Source organism: Streptococcus sp. k-163 (assembly GCF_013277555.1).
GTDB lineage: Bacteria > Bacillota > Bacilli > Lactobacillales > Streptococcaceae > Streptococcus.
This window is the reverse complement of record NZ_VMND01000017.1, coordinates 41,655-61,690: the sequence shown is the minus strand read 5'-3', so window position 1 is coordinate 61,690 and position 20,036 is coordinate 41,655. Positions and strand designations below refer to the sequence as shown.

The following is a 20,036-nucleotide window of genomic DNA, read 5'->3' as shown; positions in this document are numbered from 1 at the left end:
AAACTCATTCAACAGGATAGTCGTAAACTTAGTGATAAGCGTTTTTATCGCCCTACTTTTCGCATGCACTTAACCAATAAAGAGATTCTAGACAAGATTTTGACCTATTCAGAAGATTTGAAATGCCACTATAATCTCTATCAGCTCTTGATTTTTCACTTTCAGAATAAGGAACCAGAGAAATTTTTCGGACTCATTGAGGACAATCTAAAGCAGGTTCATCCTCTTTTTCAGACTGTCTTTAAAACCTTTCTAAAGGACAAAGAGAAAATCATCAACGCCCTTCAATTCACCTATTCAAACGCCAAACTGGAAGCAACCAATAATCTTATCAAACTTATCAAGCGCAATGCCTTTGGTTTTCGGAACTTTGAAAACTTCAAAAAACGGATTTTTATCGCTCTGAACATCAAAAAAGAAAGGACAAATTTCGTCCTTTCTCGAGCTTAGCTTTTCTTCAACCCACTACAGTTGATAAAGAGCCAATAAACCTAATTTTGTTTCACAAGGTTCAAAAAGCTTTTTAATCTCTCCAATTTTTTATTTGGTTGGAATCGAAATTCCAATTAATTTCTCTGAGTAGAGTGTCTTGATATTGGCTTCATCAATAGAGTCCTTATTAATTTTACGTCTCAAGAAAAAGTCTTGAATGGCTTCAATTTCAGACTCGCGAATAGCGCGGTGTTTGTTTGAGATGAGGATTTCATAGTGAAGCGGAGCTTGGGTAAAAATAACATCGGTATTCCCTGCAGAATAAACCTCAACAAGGGTTGCATCAGTACTTTCTAGCTGGCTTTTTACAAGTTGCGAGTGTGAGTTTGTCGTATTGATAAGCTTCATAATATTTCCTCCGATTTTCTAATTCTATTATAGCATTTTTTGAATAAAGTAGCTTGGTTTAGTCAATCTTATGCTGTTTTTTCCAAGATTGGATGGCCCATTTATGGCTACCACGTTTAAGATTTTCAATAGCCTCGTCGATAGGGAACCAGGCAATATGATTAAAATCTTCTAGTGGTTTTTGAACTTTCTTGAAAGAAGTCGCTTCATAGAGGTAGGCAGGATTGTAGTAGTAGGTATCACGGTGACGAGAGTAGAAATATTCGTCAGCTTGTCCGTAATAGCTACCAATTTCAGCAGTAAAGCCAAGTTCTTCAATCAACTCACGTTTTAGGGCTTCTTGATGATTTTCACCTGCTTCAATTTCGCCACCTGGTAAGAACCAAGCACCATTGGGTGCTTGAACAAGAACAATTTGTTTTTGTTCAGCGTCTGGAATAACCGCATATACACCGTAACGTGAAACATAGTCTGTATTTGCTTTTTTTTCTCCGAAAGTTGGGTTTGCCATTGCATTTTCCTCATTATCTAGTATCGTTATTATTATCATAATGGACAAAGGTCGAGCTGTCAAGAAATTACAGTTATTTTAGTAAAAAAGAAGCAGAAACATTTCATTTTCTACTCCTTTTTTATAGAATTTATTTTTCTTTTTCAGAAGTTTTTACTTCAGCTTTTTTGGCAGATTTGATTTGAATCTTGCCCTTGCTGGTCATAACTGCCTTGAGGTCTTTTTCGCTTGGATTTTCAAGGTAGTAATCAGTGATTGCGTCCTCAATATAGTCTTGAATAGTACGACGAAGTGGGCGTGCCCCCATTTTTGGATCATAGCCGAGGTCAACTAACTTTTCCTTGACCTTGTCAGTTACATCTAAATGAATGTTGTTGCTAGAGAGGCGTTTGTTAACATCTGCTAGCATGAGTTCGACAATCTGAAGGAGATTATCTTTGCTGAGAGCCTTAAATTCGATAATACCATCAAAACGGTTCATAAACTCTGGACTAAAGAAGTTGCCGAGTTCACCGAGAACAGAGTTGGTACGTCCTTCTCTAGCAGCCCCAAATCCAACGCTGGCTTCTGCCTTACCTGTACCTGCATTTGAAGTCATGATGATGATGGCGTCCTTGAAGCTAACTGTACGTCCTTGCCCATCTGTCAAACGACCATCGTCCAAGACCTGGAGGAACATATGCATAACATCTGGGTGAGCTTTTTCCACTTCATCGAGAAGGATAAGAGAATATGGATTGCGACGAACTTTTTCAGTTAATTGCCCAGCCTCATCATAGCCAACATAACCTGGAGGAGCACCAACTAATTTAGCCACGCTGTGTTTTTCCATGTATTCACTCATATCAAAGCGAATCATGCTATCAGCAGAACCAAAGAGTTCGATTGCCAGTTGTTTGGAAAGTTCTGTTTTACCGACACCAGTTGGTCCGACAAAGAGGAAGCTTCCAATTGGACGGTTTGGCGTACCGAGACCGACACGATTCCGGCGAATAGCCTTGGCAATCTTATCGACAGCATCATCTTGTCCAATAACATGAGACTTGAGGTCTTCGGCTAGATGGATGAGTTGAGATTGTTCTTTCTCTTTTAAATCACCAACAGGGATGTTGGTTTTCTGCTCGATAATGTGCTCAATGGTTTTCTCACTGATGATAGGAGTATCCTGGTCCGTAACCTTTTTCTTTTGCATTTCCTTATACTTGGCAATCTGGTCGCGGAAGTAGGCAGCCTTCTCAAAATCTTCTTCTCGTGTAGCTTGAGATTTGAGATTTTCAGCTTCAATCAAGCGTTGATCAATTACTTTAGGGTCTACAAAATTCAAGGTCAAGTTCATCTTAGAACCCGCTTCATCTAGGAGGTCAATGGCCTTGTCAGGCAAGAAGCGGTCTTGGATGTAGCGATTGGAAAGAGTTGCAGCTGCTTCAATTGCAGCATCGGTATATTGAACGTGGTGGTAGTCTTCGTATTTCTTTTGAATTCCTTTGAGGATAATAATCGTTTCCTCAACCGTTGGTTCATCAACTTTGACAGGCTGCATACGACGCTCTAGGGCAGCATCCTTTTCAATGATACGGTATTCATTGAGGGTAGTAGCGCCGACAAGTTGCAGTTCACCACGGGCAAGGGCTGGTTTGAGGATATTTCCAGCATCCATATTGCCATCGCCTGCAGAACCTGCACCGACAATTTCATGGATTTCATCGATAAAGAGGATAATATCCTCACGTTTGCGAATTTCTTCCATGAGCTTTTGCATGCGTTCTTCAAATTGCCCTCGGATACCTGTTCCTTGAACCAGGCTAACCACATCCAGACGGATAACTTGTTTACCTTGGAGTTTATGTGGAACATCGCCATCAACGATTTTTTGAGCTAGACCTTCGACAACGGCCGTTTTTCCGACACCAGGTTCACCGATAAGAACGGGATTATTCTTGGTTCTGCGATTGAGAATCTCGATGACACGGGTAATCTCATCGTCGCGTCCAATAACAGGGTCGATATCACCACGACGGGCAATTTCAGTTACATTAATACCAAATTCTTCCAGCAGGCTTTTTTCTTGGCTTGGTGGCGGAGTTTGGGCAGGCCCACGATTTTGGGAACCATAACCGCCATTTCCACCGTAACCTCCACCTGATTGAGTTGGGGGAGTCGGAGGAGTGTTGTTAGAAGGTCTAAAATTGTTTAGGTCATTGAAGAAATCACCAAATGGATCAAAGTCACGATTGTTCAGATCCGTCATACCTTTAAAGAGGCTATTATTAGGATCTGTCTTGATAATCTTATAGCAGTTTTGACAGAGGTCAATTTGTTTTTGTTTTCCATTGAGATTGGTGTAAAGATGAATTGTTGAGTCGTTGATTTTACAGTTTTGACAAAGCATACATCTACCTCGTTTCTTTCGTTAGCTTGACCTGTTTAAAGGTCAAAAATAGTCAAAATTTTATACTCTCATTATAACAGGATTGGACTGTAAAGCAAGTAAAAAGATTGCAGCTTTGAGAAGTTATTACAATGAAAATCTTTGTGAATTTGGACTATAAAAAAATCCTATTTGTGAGACAAAAAGGATTTTGGTTAGACATGCAGGGACAATCCCAGCTTGTTTTAGATTAGTAGAGGAGTTCGTAAATCTCCATTGCGATCAAGTCAATGCTGTCAAACGTATAAGTTTCGCGAGCTTCTACATCACGAAGGGTAAAGATTGATCCGTTTTCTTCGTCGTGGCTGTATGCAACTTCTGCAACAACAACTCCTTCGCGTTCAAAATTACGTTTTAAATTTCCGCCGTCTTTTGCCATTGCTTCAAGGCGGTTGATGATTCTAACCAAATGTGATTCCATTTTGATTCTCCTTCATTTCTTATCGTTACTATTTTACCATAAAGGAGGCCAACTTGCCTAGAAAAAACTAAGATTTCTCGCTAATTCTACCAGCTTAAAGTTTTTTTTGAATAAATTGGATAAAAAGTTTGAATTTTAATTCAATACATGTTATAATCATACAGTATTCTATTTTAGAAAGCAGTGTGACTATGAATTTTTCTTTTTTACCTAAGTATTTACCTTATTTTAACTATGGGGCTGTTGTGACGGTTCTCATTTCTATCTGTGTTGTCTTTTTGGGAACTATTTTGGGTGTTGTCTTGGCTTTTGGGCAACGTTCAAAGTTTAAACCGCTTGTCTGGCTGGCCAACTTGTACGTTTGGATTTTCCGTGGGACACCGATGATGGTTCAGATTATGATTGCCTTTGCCCTTATGCATATCAATGCTCCGACTATTCAGGTTGGGATTTTGGGTGTCGATCTTTCTCGCTTGATTCCAGGGATTTTGATTATCTCTATGAACAGTGGTGCTTATGTTTCTGAGACTGTTCGTGCCGGAATCAATGCGGTTCCAAAAGGTCAGCTAGAGGCGGCTTATTCGCTAGGGATTCGTCCTAAAAATGCCATGCGTTATGTGATTTTGCCACAAGCAATCAAAAATATCTTGCCAGCATTGGGGAACGAATTTATCACCATTATCAAGGATAGCTCCCTTTTATCAGCTATTGGGGTCATGGAGTTGTGGAATGGTGCTACAACAGTTTCTACAACAACCTATCTACCTCTGACTCCACTTTTATTTGCAGCCTTTTACTACTTGATTATGACTTCTATTTTGACCGTAGCCTTGAAAGCTTTTGAAAAACGTATGGGACAAGGAGATAAGAAATAATGACAGAAACCTTGATAAAAATCGAAAATTTATATAAATCCTTTGGAAATAATGAAGTATTGAAGGGCATCAACCTCGAGATTAAAAGAGGAGAAGTTGTCGTTATCATCGGTCCTTCAGGGAGCGGGAAATCTACCTTGCTTCGCTCTATGAATTTGTTGGAAGAAGCAACCAAAGGGAAGGTTATCTTTGAGGGAGTCGATATTACGGACAAGAAGAATGACCTGTTTGCCATGCGTGAGAAGATGGGCATGGTTTTCCAACAATTTAATCTCTTTCCTAATATGACTGTGATGGAAAATATTACCTTGTCACCTATCAAGACCAAAGGTGAAAGCAAGGCAGTTGCTGAGAAGAGAGCCCAAGAGCTGTTGGAAAAAGTTGGTTTGCCAGATAAGGCAGATGCTTACCCACAGAGTTTGTCTGGTGGGCAGCAACAACGGATTGCTATTGCGCGTGGGTTGGCTATGGAACCAGATGTTTTGCTCTTTGACGAGCCAACCTCAGCCTTGGACCCTGAAATGGTAGGAGAGGTACTGGCTGTTATGCAAGACCTTGCCAAATCAGGAATGACCATGGTTATCGTAACACATGAAATGGGATTTGCTCGTGAGGTGGCAGACCGTGTCATCTTTATGGCAGACGGTGTAGTTGTTGAAGATGGAACACCTGAACAGATTTTTGAACAAACCCAAGAACAACGGACTAAAGATTTCTTGAGTAAGGTTTTATAATCTATTTTAAAATTTCAAGACAAGATTAGTGAAAAGCTCGACCAGAGCTTTTTCTTATAGTTTGAAACTATAGGATAGCCTAGGAAAGAAGTGTTAGAGGGGACTAGCAGTTTTTGGTATAATGAAAGATATTTGAAAGAAAAGAGAAGTGATATGACACAGATTATTGATGGGAAGGCTCTAGCAGCTAAGTTACAAGGACAGCTGGCTGAAAAGACTGCAAGATTAAAGGAAGAAACGGGGCTAGTACCTGGTTTGGTAGTGATTTTGGTTGGGGACAACCCTGCCAGCCAAGTCTACGTTCGTAACAAGGAGAGGTCAGCCCTTGCGGCTGGATTCCGTAGTGAAGTTGTGCGAGTTCCAGATACCATTACTCAAGAGGAATTGTTAGACTTGATTGCCAAATACAATCAAGATTCAGCTTGGCATGGGATATTGGTCCAGTTGCCATTACCAAAACATATAGATGAAGAGGCGGTTCTATTGGCTATTGACCCAGAAAAGGATGTGGATGGTTTCCATCCTCTAAATATGGGACGCCTTTGGTCTGGTCATCCAGTCATGATTCCTTCGACACCTGCAGGAATTATGGAAATGTTTCATGAATATGGGATTGACTTGGAAGGTAAAAATGCGGTCGTCATCGGTCGTTCCAATATTGTTGGAAAACCTATGGCACAGCTTCTTTTGGCTAAAAATGCAACAGTAACCTTGTCTCACTCACGGACTCATAATCTGGCCAAGGTGGCTGCTAAAGCAGATATTCTGGTTGTTGCAATCGGTCGTGCCAAGTTTGTGACTGCTGACTTTGTCAAACCTGGTGCGGTTGTCATTGATGTCGGGATGAACCGAGATGAAAATGGCAAACTTTGTGGGGATGTGGATTATGAGGCAGTTGCACCACTTGCTAGCCACATCACGCCAGTACCTGGAGGTGTCGGTCCTATGACTATTACCATGCTGATGGAGCAAACCTATCAAGCAGCACTTCGGACATTGGATAGGAAATTTTAAAAGTAAGATTACCAAAGGAGGCCTGCGCCTCCTTTTTGTTGTATAATGGAGTGAGGTGATTAGATGATTTTAAAAATTTATAATGGGGAATATAGTTTACAATGGGATGGAATATACTACTTATCATTAATTGATTATCCAAATATTCAAGAATGGGAATTAGAAAAAATTGCTAAATTTATAGCTTACGAAAAACTTCATAAACGTCAAACAAGTATTGAGTGTGCTGATTCTTGTTTAAAAAAAGAGATTTCAGATTACATCTTTCAGCATCCCTTTCTGCCACCATTTACCCCTACAGATAAAATAGTAGCCTCGACTTATGATCTACATAAGAGATTAGTGACTTCAGACTACTGTAGTCATACTACGACTATAGATGCAGCGATTTCTATCTTTAAAACAGGTCATCTCTTATCTGCTGTGAAAGCCTTTGGGCGAGATGCTGAGGAGTTGGTTTTGGATAGTCGAAATGCTGCATCGGATCCGATAGATTATTTTGACTATATCATGTTAGGGTGGTCAAATACAAGTTCTGGTTATCGATTAGCGATGGAGCGTTTATTAGGTCGAGCTCCTTCAGAGAAAGAATTACAAGATAAGTTTATTCCTGGAGTGAGTTTTCATTTTATCTATACAGATTTGATTAAACTTACTGGTTATATTTTTGATGGCTACCATGTTGCAAAAATTAAGGACATGTTGAATTTATTTAGTGAGTTGTATATTTGTATTATTCCAACTCATAATAAGAGCCAATTTGAAAATATTATTCCAACTAAAATACAAGATAGGGTGCATTATCTTGACTATGTTGGAGAAGACTTAGAAGAGTGGACTAAGAAAGTCTATCAAGTTGTTTTAAAACAATCAGATAAAGGATAGTTGAGGAAAAAACGATGAAAGTGATTGATCAAGACTTATTAGAAAAAGTCATTATTGAACGTTCTCGTACAAGTCATAAAGGAGACTATGGTCGCTTGCTTCTGTTAGGTGGAACTTATCCTTACGGTGGTGCTATCATCATGGCTGCTTTGGCAGCTGTTAAAAGCGGTGCAGGATTGGTGACTGTTGGAACAGATAGGAAAAATATCACAGCTTTACACAGTCATTTACCTGAGGCTATGGCCTTTTCTCTTCAAGACCAGCAATTGTTAAAAGAGCAATTGGAGAAGGCAGAAGTTGTCTTGTTGGGGCCTGGTTTAGGAGACGATGCTTTTGGAGAAGATTTAGTCAAAGAGGTCTCTACTAGCTTAAGACAGAATCAGATTTTGATTGTAGACGGAGGTGCTTTGGCTATTCTTGCCAGAACAAGATTGTCATTTCCTTCCAGTCAGCTTATCCTAACTCCCCACCAAAAGGAGTGGGAAAAACTGTCTGGAATTACGATTGAAAAGCAAAACGAAGCTACAACAGCTAGTGCCCTGACTTCTTTCCCTCAAGGAACAATTTTGGTAGAGAAAGGTCCAGCTACTCGTATTTGGCAAGCTGGCCAATCAGATTATTACCAGTTACAGGTTGGCGGTCCCTATCAGGCGACTGGGGGAATGGGCGATACTCTGGCTGGGATGATTGCAGGATTTGCAGGCCAGTTTAAACAAGCCAGTCTCTACGAGCGTGTGGCAGCAGCAACCCATCTTCATTCAGCCATAGCCCAAGAATTAGCTCAAGAACATTATGTGGTCTTGCCAACGGAAATTAGTAATTGTCTTCCTAAAGTAATGAATAAAATATCTCAAAAAAGACTGGAATAAAATTCAATATTTAGGAGAAAACGAAGTAAATATTACCACAATAAAACGCATAATATCAAGTTTTTTAATGCCTGATACTATGCGTTTTTGACTTTAAAGCCTTTTTGCTACTCGGTCTCTATTTTGGAGCAAGCTTCTGCTCAGTATGTTTTATAATTTCTCGTTGATAAATCGGATAAACTGGTTCCACCAAACTTTTAAGAAGAAGGCTTTTTCAACTTTCTTTTCTGCTACCATTTCGAAACTAGAACGTTCTGTGGTAATGTAACCTTGACCAATCAAGTCATTGTCTTCGTAAGTCAGATGACCAACCACTGTTCCAGCTTCAAGTGGTGCTGGGATTGCTTTAGAATTAGGTGTGAATTGAATAGATTGGGAAGATTGATTCCCGACACGTTCAATTAGATAGATATCCTCTGGGGCCACTGCAGTGACCGTATCTTCTTTTCCATCTTGTACAGGGGCTTTGCTATCTTGATAGGCATCTCCTTTTTGCACTATTTTACGAAGTGTGAATGTAGAAGAGATATAATCCATTAGTGAAGATGTAGCTGTGAAACGAGCGTAAGGATTATTGGATTGATGATCTGCATTCAAAACAACTGTGATAACCCTCATTCCTTTTTCGACAGTAGTACCAACAAAAGACTCTCCAGCTTTGTCTGTTGTTCCTGTTTTCAGTCCATCAAAACCACCACGGTAAGCAGGCATGCCTTCTAACATATAGTTGGTCGAAGTGATTGTCATCCCAGCAAAAGTAGATGAAGGTTTTTTGGTGATTTCCAAGACTTGTGGGTATTTTTTGATGAGGTTACGAGCAACGATAGCAACATCATAAGCGCTGAGCTTATTTTCATCATCTTTATTAGACCCTGGGTAAATGTTATCTCCTAGAGTCTCGTTGTTCAGACCAGTTGTATTGACAACGGTGGCATCTTTGATTCCCCATTCCAAGAGTTTGGCCCGCATCATATCAACGAAGTCTTTCTCTGAGCCAGCAATTTTCTCAGCTAGGGCAATAGCGGCACTGTTGGCACTAGACACCAGGGTTGCTTCAAGCAACTCTTCGACGGTATAATTACGGGCCTCCATAGGAACATTACTGGCTTCAGAATTTGTCGTCAATTGATAAGGATAGTCAGAAATATCTACTGGGGTGGATAGTGTGATACTTCCATTTTCGAGTGCTTCATAGACCAGGTAAACGGTAAGTAGTTTTGTTATAGAAGCAATTTCGACAGGTTGCGTTGCATCTTTTTCATAGAGAATTTTCCCCGTATTGGCCTCAACAGCAATGACATGTTTTGCAGCAACATTAAAATCTTGAGCAGCAACAGTAGATGCTGAGCCAATAAGGGATAGGCTTAGTAGAGTTAAAATGATTTTTTTCATAGTAAGTTTATTCTAACATAAAGAAAAAAATATTCCCAGTTTCATGATAGAAGAAAGAAGCTTTTTTGAAAGTATGGTAAAATAGATGAATGGAGGTACCTCATGTTTCGTAAGAATAAATTATTTTTTTGGACCAGTGAGATTTTACTATTAACAATCATCTTCTATTTATGGAGAGAGATGGGAGCGATTATTACACCTTTTGTAAGCGTCGCAAACACCATCATGATTCCTTTTCTTCTAGGTGGTTTTTTATATTATTTGACCAATCCTATTGTAATTTTTTTACAAAAGTATTTCAAAATTAATCGTATTATTGGTATTCTACTAACCTTGTGTGCCTTGGTTTGGGGGTTAGTTATTGGGGTAGTCTATCTCTTACCGATTTTGGTCAATCAGTTGACCAGCTTGATTGCGACTAGCCAGACTATCTACAGTCGTTTACAAGATTTGATTGTGGATTTATCTACTTATCCAGCCTTTCAAAATTTAGATATTCAAGCGACTATTCAGCAGTTAAACCTATCCTATGTAGATATTTTACAAAATATCCTAAATAGTGTTACCAATAGTGTCGGAAGTGTCCTATCAGCTCTCTTTAGTACCGTTTTGATTATTATTATGACCCCTGTATTTTTGGTTTATTTTTTGTTAGATGGTCACAAATTTTTACCGATGCTTGAGCGCACTGTTTTAAAGAGAGATAAGTTGCATATTGCAGGTCTGCTAAAAAATTTGAATGCGACAATTGCTCGATACATTAGTGGAGTCGCAATTGATGCGCTTATTATCGGCTGTTTGGCCTTTATCGGATATAGCGTTATCGGTTTAAAATATGCTTTAGTTTTTGCCATCTTTTCGGGATTGGCCAATCTCATTCCTTATGTAGGACCAAGTATCGGTTTGATTCCAATGATTGTCGCAAATGTCTTTACTGATCCTCATAGAATGCTGATTGCAGTTGTTTACATGCTGATCATTCAACAAGTGGATGGGAACATCCTTTACCCTCGAATCGTAGGTGGGGTGATGAAGGTTCATCCAATTACGATTTTAGTATTGCTTTTGTTATCAAGTAATATCTATGGTGTCATTGGTATGATTGTCGCAGTACCAACCTATTCTATTTTAAAAGAAATTTCTAAGTTCTTATCTCGTTTGTATGAAAATCATAAAATAATGAAAGAACGAGAAATAGAATTAGCTAAGTAAAAGTCAGGAGCCCCCTGATTTTTCTTTTTATAGTGATAGGAGTAGAAGTGCTGATTATATTAGCCGATTAAGAATAATTCACAAAAACTTTGTAAAACACTTGCAATTTAGCTGAAATTTGATAAAATAGTAAGGAAAGTTAGACTGTATTGCCTACTGTCTATCTATAAAATATATTTTATTGGAGGCTTTTACTCAAATGGCAAAAGAAAAATACGATCGTAGTAAACCACACGTTAACATTGGTACTATCGGACACGTTGACCACGGTAAAACTACCCTAACTGCAGCTATCACAACTGTTTTGGCACGTCGCTTGCCTTCATCAGTTAACCAACCTAAAGACTATGCGTCTATCGATGCTGCTCCAGAAGAACGCGAACGCGGTATCACTATCAACACTGCGCACGTTGAGTACGAAACTGAAAAACGTCACTACGCTCACATCGACGCTCCAGGACACGCGGACTACGTTAAAAACATGATCACTGGTGCCGCTCAAATGGACGGAGCTATCCTTGTAGTAGCTTCAACTGACGGACCAATGCCACAAACTCGTGAGCACATCCTTCTTTCACGTCAGGTTGGTGTTAAACACCTTATCGTCTTCATGAACAAGATTGACTTGGTTGACGACGAAGAATTGCTTGAATTGGTTGAAATGGAAATCCGTGACCTCTTGTCAGAATATGACTTCCCAGGTGACGATCTTCCAGTTATCCAAGGTTCAGCTCTTAAAGCTCTTGAAGGTGACTCTAAATACGAAGACATCATCATGGAATTGATGAACACTGTTGATGAGTACATTCCAGAACCAGAACGCGATACTGACAAACCATTGCTTCTTCCAGTCGAGGACGTATTCTCAATCACTGGACGTGGTACAGTTGCTTCAGGACGTATCGACCGTGGTACTGTTCGTGTTAACGACGAAATCGAAATCGTTGGTATCAAAGAAGAAACTAAGAAAGCTGTTGTTACTGGTGTTGAAATGTTCCGTAAACAACTTGACGAAGGTCTTGCAGGAGACAACGTAGGTATCCTTCTTCGTGGTGTTCAACGTGACGAAATCGAACGTGGACAAGTTATTGCTAAACCAGGTTCAATCAACCCACACACTAAATTCAAAGGTGAAGTTTACATCCTTACTAAAGAAGAAGGTGGACGTCACACTCCATTCTTCAACAACTACCGTCCACAATTCTACTTCCGTACTACTGACGTTACAGGTTCAATCGAACTTCCAGCAGGTACTGAAATGGTAATGCCAGGTGATAACGTGACAATCGACGTTGAGTTGATCCACCCAATCGCCGTAGAACAAGGTACTACATTCTCTATCCGTGAGGGTGGACGTACTGTTGGTTCAGGTATGGTTACAGAAATCGAAGCTTAATTCGATTTAGTTCCCAGAAGAACAATTATTTAAGTCAGACACTAAAAGAATCTTGCTTTGCAAGGTTCTTTTTTTCGAATATTGAACTAAAATTATTGAAGAATTGCTTACAGAAAAAAGCTCTATGCACCTGATGTGCATAGAGCAATGGGGATTATTTGATATAGAGTTCTTGGTTTTTCAAGACAATTTCACGTATGCTTGCAAACTTCTTGAGTTTTTTAAGTTCTTCTGGATGAGTGACGAGAGTGATAACATAGCCTTCTTTACCCATGCGACCTGTACGGCCAGCACGGTGAGTGTAGGTCTCAATGTCTCTTGGGACATCAAAGTTTACGACGCATTCTAGGCTATCGATATCAATTCCACGAGCCAAAAGGTCTGTTGCAAGGAGTAGGGTTAGTTGGTTATCTTTAAACTTTTCTAAGATGATTTTTCTAAATTTGACATTGACATCACTAGCTAGAGAAACAGCCAAGATATCCCGATACTGTAATTTTTCTTCTGCACTTCCAAGGTCTGATAGGCTGTTAAAGAAGACCAGACCGCGGAAATCCTCCACATGAGCTAGTTTTCGTAGCATATCCACTCGGTGACGTTGATCTACCTGCATATAGAAATGTTGGATGTTGTCCAATTTTTGGTCAGAAAGATCAATGGTACGTGTGTTAGGCGCAATCTTTTCTTGGTCAAACTTGGTCGTCGCACTCATGTAGACGAATTGGTGGTCACGCGGTGCGTAGTGAGTGATTTTCTCCACAAAGTGTATCTGAGAATCATCGAGCAATTGGTCAAATTCATCTAGAATGATGGTTTCCACATTCATCATCTTGATTTTTTTCAATTTAATTAGTTCAAAGATACGACCAGGGGTTCCAATCAGAATTTCTGGTCCTTTTTTTAGGCGTTCAATCTGGCGTTTCTGACTCGAACCCGATAAGAAGAGTTGGGCAGTTAAGCCGATGGCTTCAGCCCACGTTTTACATACATCAAAAATCTGTCCAGCAAGTTCTGTATTAGGCGCTAGAATCAAGAGTTGTTGGGCTTTTTTCTTTTGTAGTCTGAGAAGACTTGGTAGAAGGTAAGCTAGGGTCTTACCAGTTCCTGTTGGGCTCACCCCTAGGAGGTTTTCTCCAGCAAGAAGGGGCTCAAATAGTTGGGTTTGAATGGGAGTAAATTCTTGGAAACCGAGTTGGTCACTCAGTTCTTGCCATTCAGTCGGTAGTTTGTTTTTCATTTTTCTGCCTCAAATCTAATGCCAGCACTCTGGCGCATGGTATATAGTAGCTCATGAACTGAACTTGCATCTTCCAGCCAAGTTTGGTAGAGATTCAAATCTGGTTGCTGGATCATGTGTGCAAATGCAGCGACTTCCTCAGTCATCGTATGAGGAGCCTGTTGGATAGGGAGTTGGATTTGATTTCCTTGATGGTCGGTAAAAATAGCCGAGCGAACATGCTCAATTGTGTTGAGTGTCAAGGTACCATCTGTCGTATAAATCTCGCAAGGGAGATTGGAAGTGATGTTTTTACCAGCCTTGATATGGACTTGAAAATCAGGGTAGAAGAGGATGCCATCTCCATTTAGGTCAATGCTATTGTCAAGCTGTTGAGCCTGATAGGTGGCGTTCTCAGCTTTTCCAAAGAGACGAACGGCAGCGTAGAGAGGATAAATTCCTAAATCCATGAGAGCACCGCCAGCAAAACGATCTGAAAAAACATTTGGTGTCAGTCCAGCTAACAAATCTGGCATTTTGGAAGAATACTTGGCATAGTTGAAATCTGCTCCCAAAATTTGTTTGTCTGCTAAAAAGTTTTTGATAGTAGTAAAAGTTTTCTCATGGTAATTACGAGCTGCTTCGAAGATAAAACAGTGATTTTTCTTAGCTATTTGAATCAAATCCAGCCATTCTTGTGGCTGAGTGACAGCTGGCTTTTCAAGAATGACGTGTTTACCTGCAGATAATGCAGTTTTTGCCTGAGCAAAATGCAAGGAGTTTGGACTAGCAATATAGACCACATCAAAGGAGCTCTTGACTAAGTCTTCTAATTGTTCAAAGAGCTGGATATCTTGATAGCGAGAAGCAAAGGTTGCTGCAGTTTCTAGATTTCTAGAATAGACTGCGGCCAACTGGTATTCTCCACTGGTATGGGCTGCCTCTATGAAGTGATGGCTGATAGCGCCTGTTCCGATGACACCTAATTTTAGCATAAATACTCCTTTTCCGATTTCAAATCCTTCTTTCATTATAACATAGATAGACGGTACTATCCAACAGAGGATGAAAAATTTCAAATAAGCTACTAGGACTTTTCCAAAGAAAGTGGTACAATAATGAGATGAGTAAATGAAATGGGAGGGAAAATGAGATTATTACCTATAAGAAAAATATCACGTCAGTCTAAGAGGCTAGCGCTTTTTTTGACTTTTTGTGCAGGTTATGTAGATGCCTATACTTTTATTGTGCGAGGGAATACTCTTGTAGCTGGGCAAACTGGGAATGTAGTCTTTCTTTCAGTAGAATTAATCCAAAATAATGTTTCAGATGTTAGGGACAAGGTTCTCACCTTGCTAGCTTTTATGATGGGGGTCTTTTTATTAACTGTTTATAAGGAAAAATTGAGAATTGTGAAAAAGCCAATTCTATCACTGATTCCTTTGGCAATCTTATCAATCATTATTGGTTTTGTGCCGCAAACTGTAGATAATATCTATCTAGTACCGCCCTTAGCCTTTTGTATGGGCTTGGTGACAACTGCCTTTGGTGAAGTATCGGGGATTGCCTACAATAATGCTTTTATGACGGGGAACATCAAACGGACCATGTTGGCTTTTGGGGATTATTTTAGGACCAAGCACACACCATTTTTACGTGAAGGGATTATCTTTGTAAGCCTGCTTAGTAGTTTTGTACTTGGCGTTGTCTTTTCAGCCTATTTGACGATTTTCTATAATGAAAAGACTATTCTTGGTATTCCTATTATGATGAGCATTTTTTACCTCAGTATGCTTTCTGCCTCGTGGCGGAAAAAAGTAAAAGAAAAAGCTTCATTTTAGGTGTTATTACTTGTAAGAAAATAGGAGATATGCTATACTTGAAGAGTTGACTATGCACGTTCCTGTGCAACCGCACGAACATCGTCGCTTGATTATTCAAGTTTAAGTGGTTCGTCCCACGATGCTAGGCGAGTCTTCACAAAAAATTCGGGGAAACCCATAAAAATCATAGGAGGTGCATAATGAGCACATACGCAATTATCAAAACTGGCGGAAAACAAGTTAAAGTTGAAGTTGGTCAAGCAGTTTACGTTGAAAAATTGAACGTTGAAGCTGGTCAAGAAGTTACTTTTAACGAAGTTGTTCTTGTTGGTGGTGAAAACACTGTTGTCGGAACTCCACTTGTTGCTGGAGCTACTGTAGTTGGAACTGTTGAAAAACAAGGAAAACAAAAGAAAGTTGTTACTTACAAGTACAAACCTAAAAAAGGTAGCCACCGTAAACAAGGTCACCGTCAACCATATACAAAAGTTGTCATCAACGCAATTAACGCTTAATTTTAAGGAGAACACATGATACAGGCAGTCTTTGAGAGAGCCGAAGATGGCGAGCTGAGGAGTGCGGAAATTACTGGACACGCCGAGAGTGGCGAATACGGCTTAGATGTCGTGTGTGCATCGGTTTCTACGCTTGCCATTAACTTTATCAATTCCATTGAAAAATTTGCAGGCTATGAACCAATCCTAGAATTAAACGAAGCTGAAGGTGGCTATCTGATGGTTGAAATTCCAAAAGATCTTCCTTCACACCAGAGAGAGATGACCCAGTTATTCTTTGAATCATTTTTCTTAGGTATGGCAAACTTATCGGAGAACTCTTCTGAGTTCGTCCAAACCAGAGTTATCACAGAAAACTAACACGGAGGAAAACATTATGTTAAAAATGACTCTTAACAACTTGCAACTTTTCGCCCACAAAAAAGGTGGAGGTTCTACATCAAACGGACGTGATTCACAAGCAAAACGTCTTGGAGCTAAAGCAGCTGACGGACAAACTGTAACAGGTGGATCAATCCTTTACCGTCAACGTGGTACACACATCTACCCAGGTGTAAACGTTGGTCGTGGTGGAGACGATACTTTGTTCGCTAAAGTTGAAGGCGTAGTACGCTTTGAACGTAAAGGACGCGATAAAAAACAAGTTTCTGTTTACCCAATCGCTAAATAAAAAGGTCCAGTGAACCTTTTTATCCCGAGCCTTGAAATGTAAAGGCGAGGAAGCTAGAAGTAGCATAAACTAAGGCTTTCCGAGTTTTCGGAGAGCCTGTTTTTTTGTTTTGGTACCCATATTCTAAAATCCTATGTAAGAAGCGAATTTATCGGCTACTTTATCTTTTAGATACAATCATAAAATAGTGGAATTTGCCCCTTTTACAGTAATGAATTTTATAAGGGAATAAGATATTGTAAAAATTGCTAAGATTTGATATTATAATTGTATCTGAGTAAGGAAGTAGGAATATGGAAAGGATGTGAACCTGTGTGAAAAAGCTTATCACATAGTAGTCTGTTCAATCTCTTTTCTTGTTCTATCTGCTTGTTTCAGTAAGAAAAAATTGATTCTTCCTGAACCTGAAACGATTTCTGTTATTTCTCTGCAGAAAAAACTTTCTGAAGATGTTAAAACTATAAACAAGAGAGAAGAAATTTCAAAATTGATTGAGGAGATACAGAAACAGTCCAAATCTACAATTTTTGAGAGTTTCAATGATCAACCGACAAATGATAAAGATTACATCATTATCAAATTCACTCATCAGAATGAAGAAAATGATAGTGTGACCTATCTATATGCTATGAAAGAAAAACAGTATATTGAACAGTCATATGTGGGTATTTGGGAGGTGAGTTCAGATATAGCGGATAGGATTGAAGAGTTTTTTCTAGTTGATTCATAGAGCTAGAAGAAAGTTCAGAGAGCTTTTATCATAAATTAATGTGAAATTGGATTTGCATCATATTATAAACGGTAAATCAATAAGATTTGCTGTTTTTATTTGTTTGAACTAAAATGAGGACTGGGAAAGGATATCATTCTAATTTTTGTCTTGGGATGTTAGAGTATTCATTGAGACTTGAAAAGTTCCTGACTTTTTTCCTTTTTGGAAAACTTCTAAAATATGGTATAATGAAAAGATAAAGAAGTTGGGGGTAGAAGATGAACATTCAACAATTACGCTATGTTGTGGCTATTGCCAATAGTGGTACTTTCCGTGAAGCTGCTGAAAAGATGTATGTTAGTCAGCCGAGTCTGTCTATTTCTGTTCGTGATTTGGAAAAAGAGTTGGGCTTTAAGATTTTCCGTCGGACTAGCTCAGGGACTTTCTTGACTCGTCGTGGTATGGAATTCTATGAAAAAGCGCAAGAATTGGTTAAAGGATTTGATATTTTTCAAAATCAGTATTCCAATCCTGAAGAAGAAAAAGATGAATTTTCCATTGCCAGTCAGCACTATGACTTCTTGCCACCAACCATTACAGCCTTTTCAGAGCGCTATCCTGATTACAAAAATTTCCGTATTTTTGAATCAACTACAGTTCAAATACTTGATGAAGTAGCTCAGGGGCACAGTGAGATTGGGATTATCTACCTCAACAATCAAAATAAAAAAGGGATCATGCAACGGGTTGAAAAGTTAGGTCTGGAGGTCATTGAATTAATTCCTTTTTATACCCATATTTATCTCCGCGAGGGGCATCCTTTGGCTCAGAAAGAGGAATTGGTCATGGAGAATTTAGCTGATCTACCAACGGTTCGTTTCACTCAAGAAAAAGACGAGTACCTTTATTATTCAGAGAACTTTGTTGATACCAGTGCGAGCTCACAGATGTTTAATGTGACAGACCGTGCTACCTTGAATGGTATTTTGGAGCGGACGGATGCTTATGCAACAGGTTCTGGATTTTTAGATAGTGATAGCGTCAATGGCATCACAGTTATTCGTCTCAAGGATAATCTAGATAATCGCATGGTCTATGTTAAACGTGAAGAAGTGGAGCTTAGTCAAGCTGGGACTCTCTTTGTAGAAGTCATGCAAGAATATTTTGATCAGAAGAGGAAATCATGAAAAAAAGAGGAATAGTGGCAGTCATTGTACTGCTTTTGATTGGGTTGGATCAGTTGGTAAAATCCTATATCATCCAGCAAATTCCACTGGGTGAAGTGCGTTCTTGGATTCCCAATTTCGTTAGCTTGACCTACCTGCAAAATCGAGGGGCAGCCTTTTCTATCTTACAAGACCAGCAGTTGCTATTCGCTGTTATTACTCTGGTTGTCGTGGTAGGTGCCATTTGGTATTTGCACAAACACATGGAAGACTCAATCTGGATGGTGATTGGCTTAACCTTAATCATCGCTGGAGGTCTTGGAAACTTTATTGACAGGGTGAGTCAGGGCTTTGTTGTGGATATGTTCCACCTTGACTTTATTAATTTTGCAATTTTCAATGTTGCAGATAGCTATCTGACTGTTGGAGTGATTATTTTATTGATTGCAATGCTAAAAGAGGAAATAAATGGAAATTAAAATTGAAACTGGTGGCCTGCGTTTAGATAAGGCTTTGTCAGATTTGACAGAATTATCACGTAGTCTCGCGAATGAACAAATCAAAACAGGCCAGGTCTTGGTCAATGGCCAAGTCAAGAAAGCTAAATACACAGTTCAAGAGGGCGATGTCGTCACTTACCATGTGCCAGAACCAGAGGTTTTAGAGTATGTAGCTGAGAATCTTCCGCTAGAAATCATCTACCAAGATGAGGATGTGGCTGTTGTTAACAAGCCTCAGGGAATGGTTGTGCATCCGAGTGCTGGTCATACCAGTGGAACCCTGGTAAATGCCCTTATGTACCATATTAAGGATTTGTCGGGTATCAATGGGGTTCTGCGTCCGGGAATTGTTCACCGCATTGACAAGGATACGTCAGGTCTTCTCATGATTGCTAAAAATGATGAGGCGCATCTAGCACTTGCCCAAGAACTCAAGGATAAAAAGTCTCTCCGCAAATATTGGGCGATTGTTCATGGAAATCTACCAAATGATCGTGGTGTCATTGAAGCACCGATTGGCCGGAGTGAAAAAGACCGTAAGAAACAGGCTGTGACTGCCAAAGGGAAGCCTGCAGTGACCCGTTTCTATGTCTTGGAACGCTTTGGCGATTATAGTTTAGTAGAGTTGCAGCTGGAGACAGGCCGTACCCATCAAATCCGTGTCCACATGGCTTATATTGGCCATCCAGTCGCTGGTGATGAGGTCTATGGTCCACGCAAGACACTTAAGGGACATGGACAATTTCTTCATGCTAAGACTTTAGGGTTTACTCATCCACGAACAGGTGAGATTTTGGAATTTACTGCAGATATCCCAGAGATTTTTAAGGAAACCTTGGAGAAATTGAGAAAATAAG

The 20,036-nt window shown here is 39.6% G+C and carries 23 protein-coding genes and 1 other annotated feature; of the genes, 16 read left to right on the top strand and 7 right to left on the bottom strand.

Annotation, left to right across the window (positions count from 1 at the left end; all coding sequences use genetic code 11):
* Window positions 1-450: transposase (locus HT731_RS07345; protein WP_173278322.1), on the top strand; the 450-nt coding region annotated here is incomplete at its 5' end.
* Between the two features lie 90 nt (window positions 451-540).
* On the opposite strand, the gene HT731_RS07340 is transcribed toward HT731_RS07345, so the two are convergent.
* The 4 genes from HT731_RS07340 to HT731_RS07325 form a co-directional block, all read right to left on the bottom strand.
* Window positions 541-840, bottom strand: a complete 300-nt coding sequence (locus HT731_RS07340; protein WP_033680056.1) for a DUF1827 family protein — start codon at window positions 838-840, stop codon at window positions 541-543.
* A gap of 58 nt (window positions 841-898) precedes the next feature.
* Entirely contained in the window at window positions 899-1,351 is a 453-nt protein-coding gene (locus HT731_RS07335) for an NUDIX hydrolase (protein ID WP_061758972.1), read from the bottom strand.
* 130 nt (window positions 1,352-1,481) lie between these two features.
* Window positions 1,482-3,740: an ATP-dependent Clp protease ATP-binding subunit gene (locus HT731_RS07330; RefSeq protein ID WP_061758973.1), complete on the bottom strand. Its 2,259-nt coding sequence runs from the start codon at window positions 3,738-3,740 to the stop codon at window positions 1,482-1,484.
* A 229-nt stretch (window positions 3,741-3,969) separates the two neighbouring features.
* Entirely contained in the window at window positions 3,970-4,200 is a 231-nt protein-coding gene (locus tag HT731_RS07325) for a DUF1797 family protein (RefSeq protein ID WP_000443570.1), read from the bottom strand.
* 191 nt (window positions 4,201-4,391) lie between these two features.
* On the opposite strand from HT731_RS07325, the gene HT731_RS07320 reads away from it, so the two are divergent.
* From HT731_RS07320 to HT731_RS07300, 5 genes are all read left to right on the top strand, one after another.
* On the top strand, window positions 4,392-5,075 hold the full coding sequence (locus HT731_RS07320; protein ID WP_001011642.1) for an amino acid ABC transporter permease: 684 nt from the start codon (window positions 4,392-4,394) through the stop codon (window positions 5,073-5,075).
* Window positions 5,075-5,809, top strand: a complete 735-nt coding sequence (locus HT731_RS07315) for an amino acid ABC transporter ATP-binding protein (RefSeq protein ID WP_173278320.1) — start codon at window positions 5,075-5,077, stop codon at window positions 5,807-5,809. The genes HT731_RS07320 and HT731_RS07315 overlap by 1 nt, the downstream gene beginning before the upstream one ends.
* 153 nt (window positions 5,810-5,962) lie before the next feature.
* Complete coding sequence (locus HT731_RS07310; protein ID WP_173278318.1) at window positions 5,963-6,823, top strand: bifunctional methylenetetrahydrofolate dehydrogenase/methenyltetrahydrofolate cyclohydrolase; 861 nt, start codon at window positions 5,963-5,965, stop codon at window positions 6,821-6,823.
* A gap of 63 nt (window positions 6,824-6,886) precedes the next feature.
* A complete protein-coding gene (locus tag HT731_RS07305; protein ID WP_173278317.1) occupies window positions 6,887-7,708 on the top strand; it encodes a phosphate ABC transporter ATPase in 822 nt (273 codons plus the stop codon).
* Window positions 7,709-7,722: 14 nt separating this feature from the next.
* Entirely contained in the window at window positions 7,723-8,577 is an 855-nt protein-coding gene (locus HT731_RS07300) for an NAD(P)H-hydrate dehydratase (RefSeq protein ID WP_173278315.1), read from the top strand.
* Between the two features lie 150 nt (window positions 8,578-8,727).
* On the opposite strand, the gene pbp3 is transcribed toward HT731_RS07300, so the two are convergent.
* The gene (gene pbp3, locus HT731_RS07295) at window positions 8,728-9,969 is read right to left on the bottom strand and encodes a D-alanyl-D-alanine carboxypeptidase PBP3 (RefSeq protein ID WP_173278313.1); all 1,242 of its coding nucleotides are present in this window, start codon (window positions 9,967-9,969) and stop codon (window positions 8,728-8,730) included.
* A 102-nt stretch (window positions 9,970-10,071) separates the two neighbouring features.
* Between pbp3 and HT731_RS07290 the strand changes: the two genes are divergently transcribed.
* Window positions 10,072-11,181: an AI-2E family transporter gene (locus tag HT731_RS07290; RefSeq protein ID WP_173278311.1), complete on the top strand. Its 1,110-nt coding sequence runs from the start codon at window positions 10,072-10,074 to the stop codon at window positions 11,179-11,181.
* A 199-nt stretch (window positions 11,182-11,380) separates the two neighbouring features.
* Entirely contained in the window at window positions 11,381-12,577 is a 1,197-nt protein-coding gene (gene tuf / locus HT731_RS07285) for an elongation factor Tu (RefSeq protein WP_075567734.1), read from the top strand.
* 154 nt (window positions 12,578-12,731) lie between these two features.
* Here tuf and HT731_RS07280 read toward each other — a convergent pair whose 3' ends face one another.
* Together HT731_RS07280 and HT731_RS07275 are read right to left on the bottom strand one after the other, a co-directional pair.
* Window positions 12,732-13,814 (bottom strand): DEAD/DEAH box helicase, encoded by a 1,083-nt coding sequence (locus HT731_RS07280; RefSeq protein ID WP_173278309.1) that lies wholly within the window; start codon window positions 13,812-13,814, stop codon window positions 12,732-12,734.
* Window positions 13,811-14,788: a Gfo/Idh/MocA family oxidoreductase gene (locus HT731_RS07275; protein ID WP_173278307.1), complete on the bottom strand. Its 978-nt coding sequence runs from the start codon at window positions 14,786-14,788 to the stop codon at window positions 13,811-13,813. Before HT731_RS07275 ends, HT731_RS07280 begins: the two co-directional genes overlap by 4 nt.
* A 153-nt stretch (window positions 14,789-14,941) precedes the next feature.
* Between HT731_RS07275 and HT731_RS07270 the strand changes: the two genes are divergently transcribed.
* From HT731_RS07270 to HT731_RS07235, 8 genes are all read left to right on the top strand, one after another.
* The gene (locus HT731_RS07270) at window positions 14,942-15,634 is read left to right on the top strand and encodes a YoaK family protein (RefSeq protein ID WP_240151627.1); all 693 of its coding nucleotides are present in this window, start codon (window positions 14,942-14,944) and stop codon (window positions 15,632-15,634) included.
* 58 nt (window positions 15,635-15,692) lie between these two features.
* Window positions 15,693-15,780, top strand: a sequence feature (ribosomal protein L21 leader region).
* Between the two features lie 36 nt (window positions 15,781-15,816).
* Window positions 15,817-16,131, top strand: coding sequence for a 50S ribosomal protein L21 (gene rplU, locus HT731_RS07265; protein ID WP_000109141.1), 315 nt, complete (start codon window positions 15,817-15,819; stop codon window positions 16,129-16,131).
* A gap of 15 nt (window positions 16,132-16,146) precedes the next feature.
* Window positions 16,147-16,491, top strand: coding sequence for a ribosomal-processing cysteine protease Prp (locus HT731_RS07260; protein WP_033680068.1), 345 nt, complete (start codon window positions 16,147-16,149; stop codon window positions 16,489-16,491).
* Between the two features lie 16 nt (window positions 16,492-16,507).
* Complete coding sequence (rpmA, locus tag HT731_RS07255; RefSeq protein ID WP_000916509.1) at window positions 16,508-16,801, top strand: 50S ribosomal protein L27; 294 nt, start codon at window positions 16,508-16,510, stop codon at window positions 16,799-16,801.
* A gap of 388 nt (window positions 16,802-17,189) precedes the next feature.
* Window positions 17,190-17,531 (top strand): DUF5301 domain-containing protein, encoded by a 342-nt coding sequence (locus tag HT731_RS07250; protein WP_240151630.1) that lies wholly within the window; start codon window positions 17,190-17,192, stop codon window positions 17,529-17,531.
* Between the two features lie 260 nt (window positions 17,532-17,791).
* Window positions 17,792-18,700 carry a LysR family transcriptional regulator gene (locus HT731_RS07245; RefSeq protein WP_061758981.1) on the top strand — a complete coding sequence of 303 codons (909 nt, stop codon included), beginning with the start codon at window positions 17,792-17,794 and terminating at the stop codon, window positions 18,698-18,700.
* The gene (gene lspA, locus HT731_RS07240; RefSeq protein WP_061758982.1) at window positions 18,697-19,158 is read left to right on the top strand and encodes a signal peptidase II; all 462 of its coding nucleotides are present in this window, start codon (window positions 18,697-18,699) and stop codon (window positions 19,156-19,158) included. The genes HT731_RS07245 and lspA overlap by 4 nt, the downstream gene beginning before the upstream one ends.
* Window positions 19,148-20,035, top strand: coding sequence for an RluA family pseudouridine synthase (locus HT731_RS07235; protein ID WP_061758983.1), 888 nt, complete (start codon window positions 19,148-19,150; stop codon window positions 20,033-20,035). The genes lspA and HT731_RS07235 overlap by 11 nt, the downstream gene beginning before the upstream one ends.
* Window position 20,036 lies beyond the last annotated feature (1 nt).

Excerpts from the sequence above, each read along its gene's own strand:
- HT731_RS07340 (WP_033680056.1), bottom strand. The coding sequence starts at position 840 with ATGAAGCTTATCAATACGACAAACTCACACTCGCAACTTGTAAAAAGC.
- HT731_RS07335 (WP_061758972.1), bottom strand. The coding sequence starts at position 1,351 with ATGGCAAACCCAACTTTCGGAGAAAAAAAAGCAAATACAGACTATGTT.
- HT731_RS07330 (WP_061758973.1), bottom strand. The coding sequence starts at position 3,740 with ATGCTTTGTCAAAACTGTAAAATCAACGACTCAACAATTCATCTTTAC.
- HT731_RS07325 (WP_000443570.1), bottom strand. The coding sequence starts at position 4,200 with ATGGAATCACATTTGGTTAGAATCATCAACCGCCTTGAAGCAATGGCA.
- HT731_RS07320 (WP_001011642.1), top strand. The coding sequence starts at position 4,392 with ATGAATTTTTCTTTTTTACCTAAGTATTTACCTTATTTTAACTATGGG.
- HT731_RS07315 (WP_173278320.1), top strand. The coding sequence starts at position 5,075 with ATGACAGAAACCTTGATAAAAATCGAAAATTTATATAAATCCTTTGGA.
- HT731_RS07310 (WP_173278318.1), top strand. The coding sequence starts at position 5,963 with ATGACACAGATTATTGATGGGAAGGCTCTAGCAGCTAAGTTACAAGGA.
- HT731_RS07305 (WP_173278317.1), top strand. The coding sequence starts at position 6,887 with ATGATTTTAAAAATTTATAATGGGGAATATAGTTTACAATGGGATGGA.
- HT731_RS07300 (WP_173278315.1), top strand. The coding sequence starts at position 7,723 with ATGAAAGTGATTGATCAAGACTTATTAGAAAAAGTCATTATTGAACGT.
- pbp3 (WP_173278313.1), bottom strand. The coding sequence starts at position 9,969 with ATGAAAAAAATCATTTTAACTCTACTAAGCCTATCCCTTATTGGCTCA.
- HT731_RS07290 (WP_173278311.1), top strand. The coding sequence starts at position 10,072 with ATGTTTCGTAAGAATAAATTATTTTTTTGGACCAGTGAGATTTTACTA.
- tuf (WP_075567734.1), top strand. The coding sequence starts at position 11,381 with ATGGCAAAAGAAAAATACGATCGTAGTAAACCACACGTTAACATTGGT.
- HT731_RS07280 (WP_173278309.1), bottom strand. The coding sequence starts at position 13,814 with ATGAAAAACAAACTACCGACTGAATGGCAAGAACTGAGTGACCAACTC.
- HT731_RS07275 (WP_173278307.1), bottom strand. The coding sequence starts at position 14,788 with ATGCTAAAATTAGGTGTCATCGGAACAGGCGCTATCAGCCATCACTTC.
- HT731_RS07270 (WP_240151627.1), top strand. The coding sequence starts at position 14,942 with ATGAGATTATTACCTATAAGAAAAATATCACGTCAGTCTAAGAGGCTA.
- rplU (WP_000109141.1), top strand. The coding sequence starts at position 15,817 with ATGAGCACATACGCAATTATCAAAACTGGCGGAAAACAAGTTAAAGTT.
- HT731_RS07260 (WP_033680068.1), top strand. The coding sequence starts at position 16,147 with ATGATACAGGCAGTCTTTGAGAGAGCCGAAGATGGCGAGCTGAGGAGT.
- rpmA (WP_000916509.1), top strand. The coding sequence starts at position 16,508 with ATGTTAAAAATGACTCTTAACAACTTGCAACTTTTCGCCCACAAAAAA.
- HT731_RS07245 (WP_061758981.1), top strand. The coding sequence starts at position 17,792 with ATGAACATTCAACAATTACGCTATGTTGTGGCTATTGCCAATAGTGGT.
- lspA (WP_061758982.1), top strand. The coding sequence starts at position 18,697 with ATGAAAAAAAGAGGAATAGTGGCAGTCATTGTACTGCTTTTGATTGGG.
- HT731_RS07235 (WP_061758983.1), top strand. The coding sequence starts at position 19,148 with ATGGAAATTAAAATTGAAACTGGTGGCCTGCGTTTAGATAAGGCTTTG.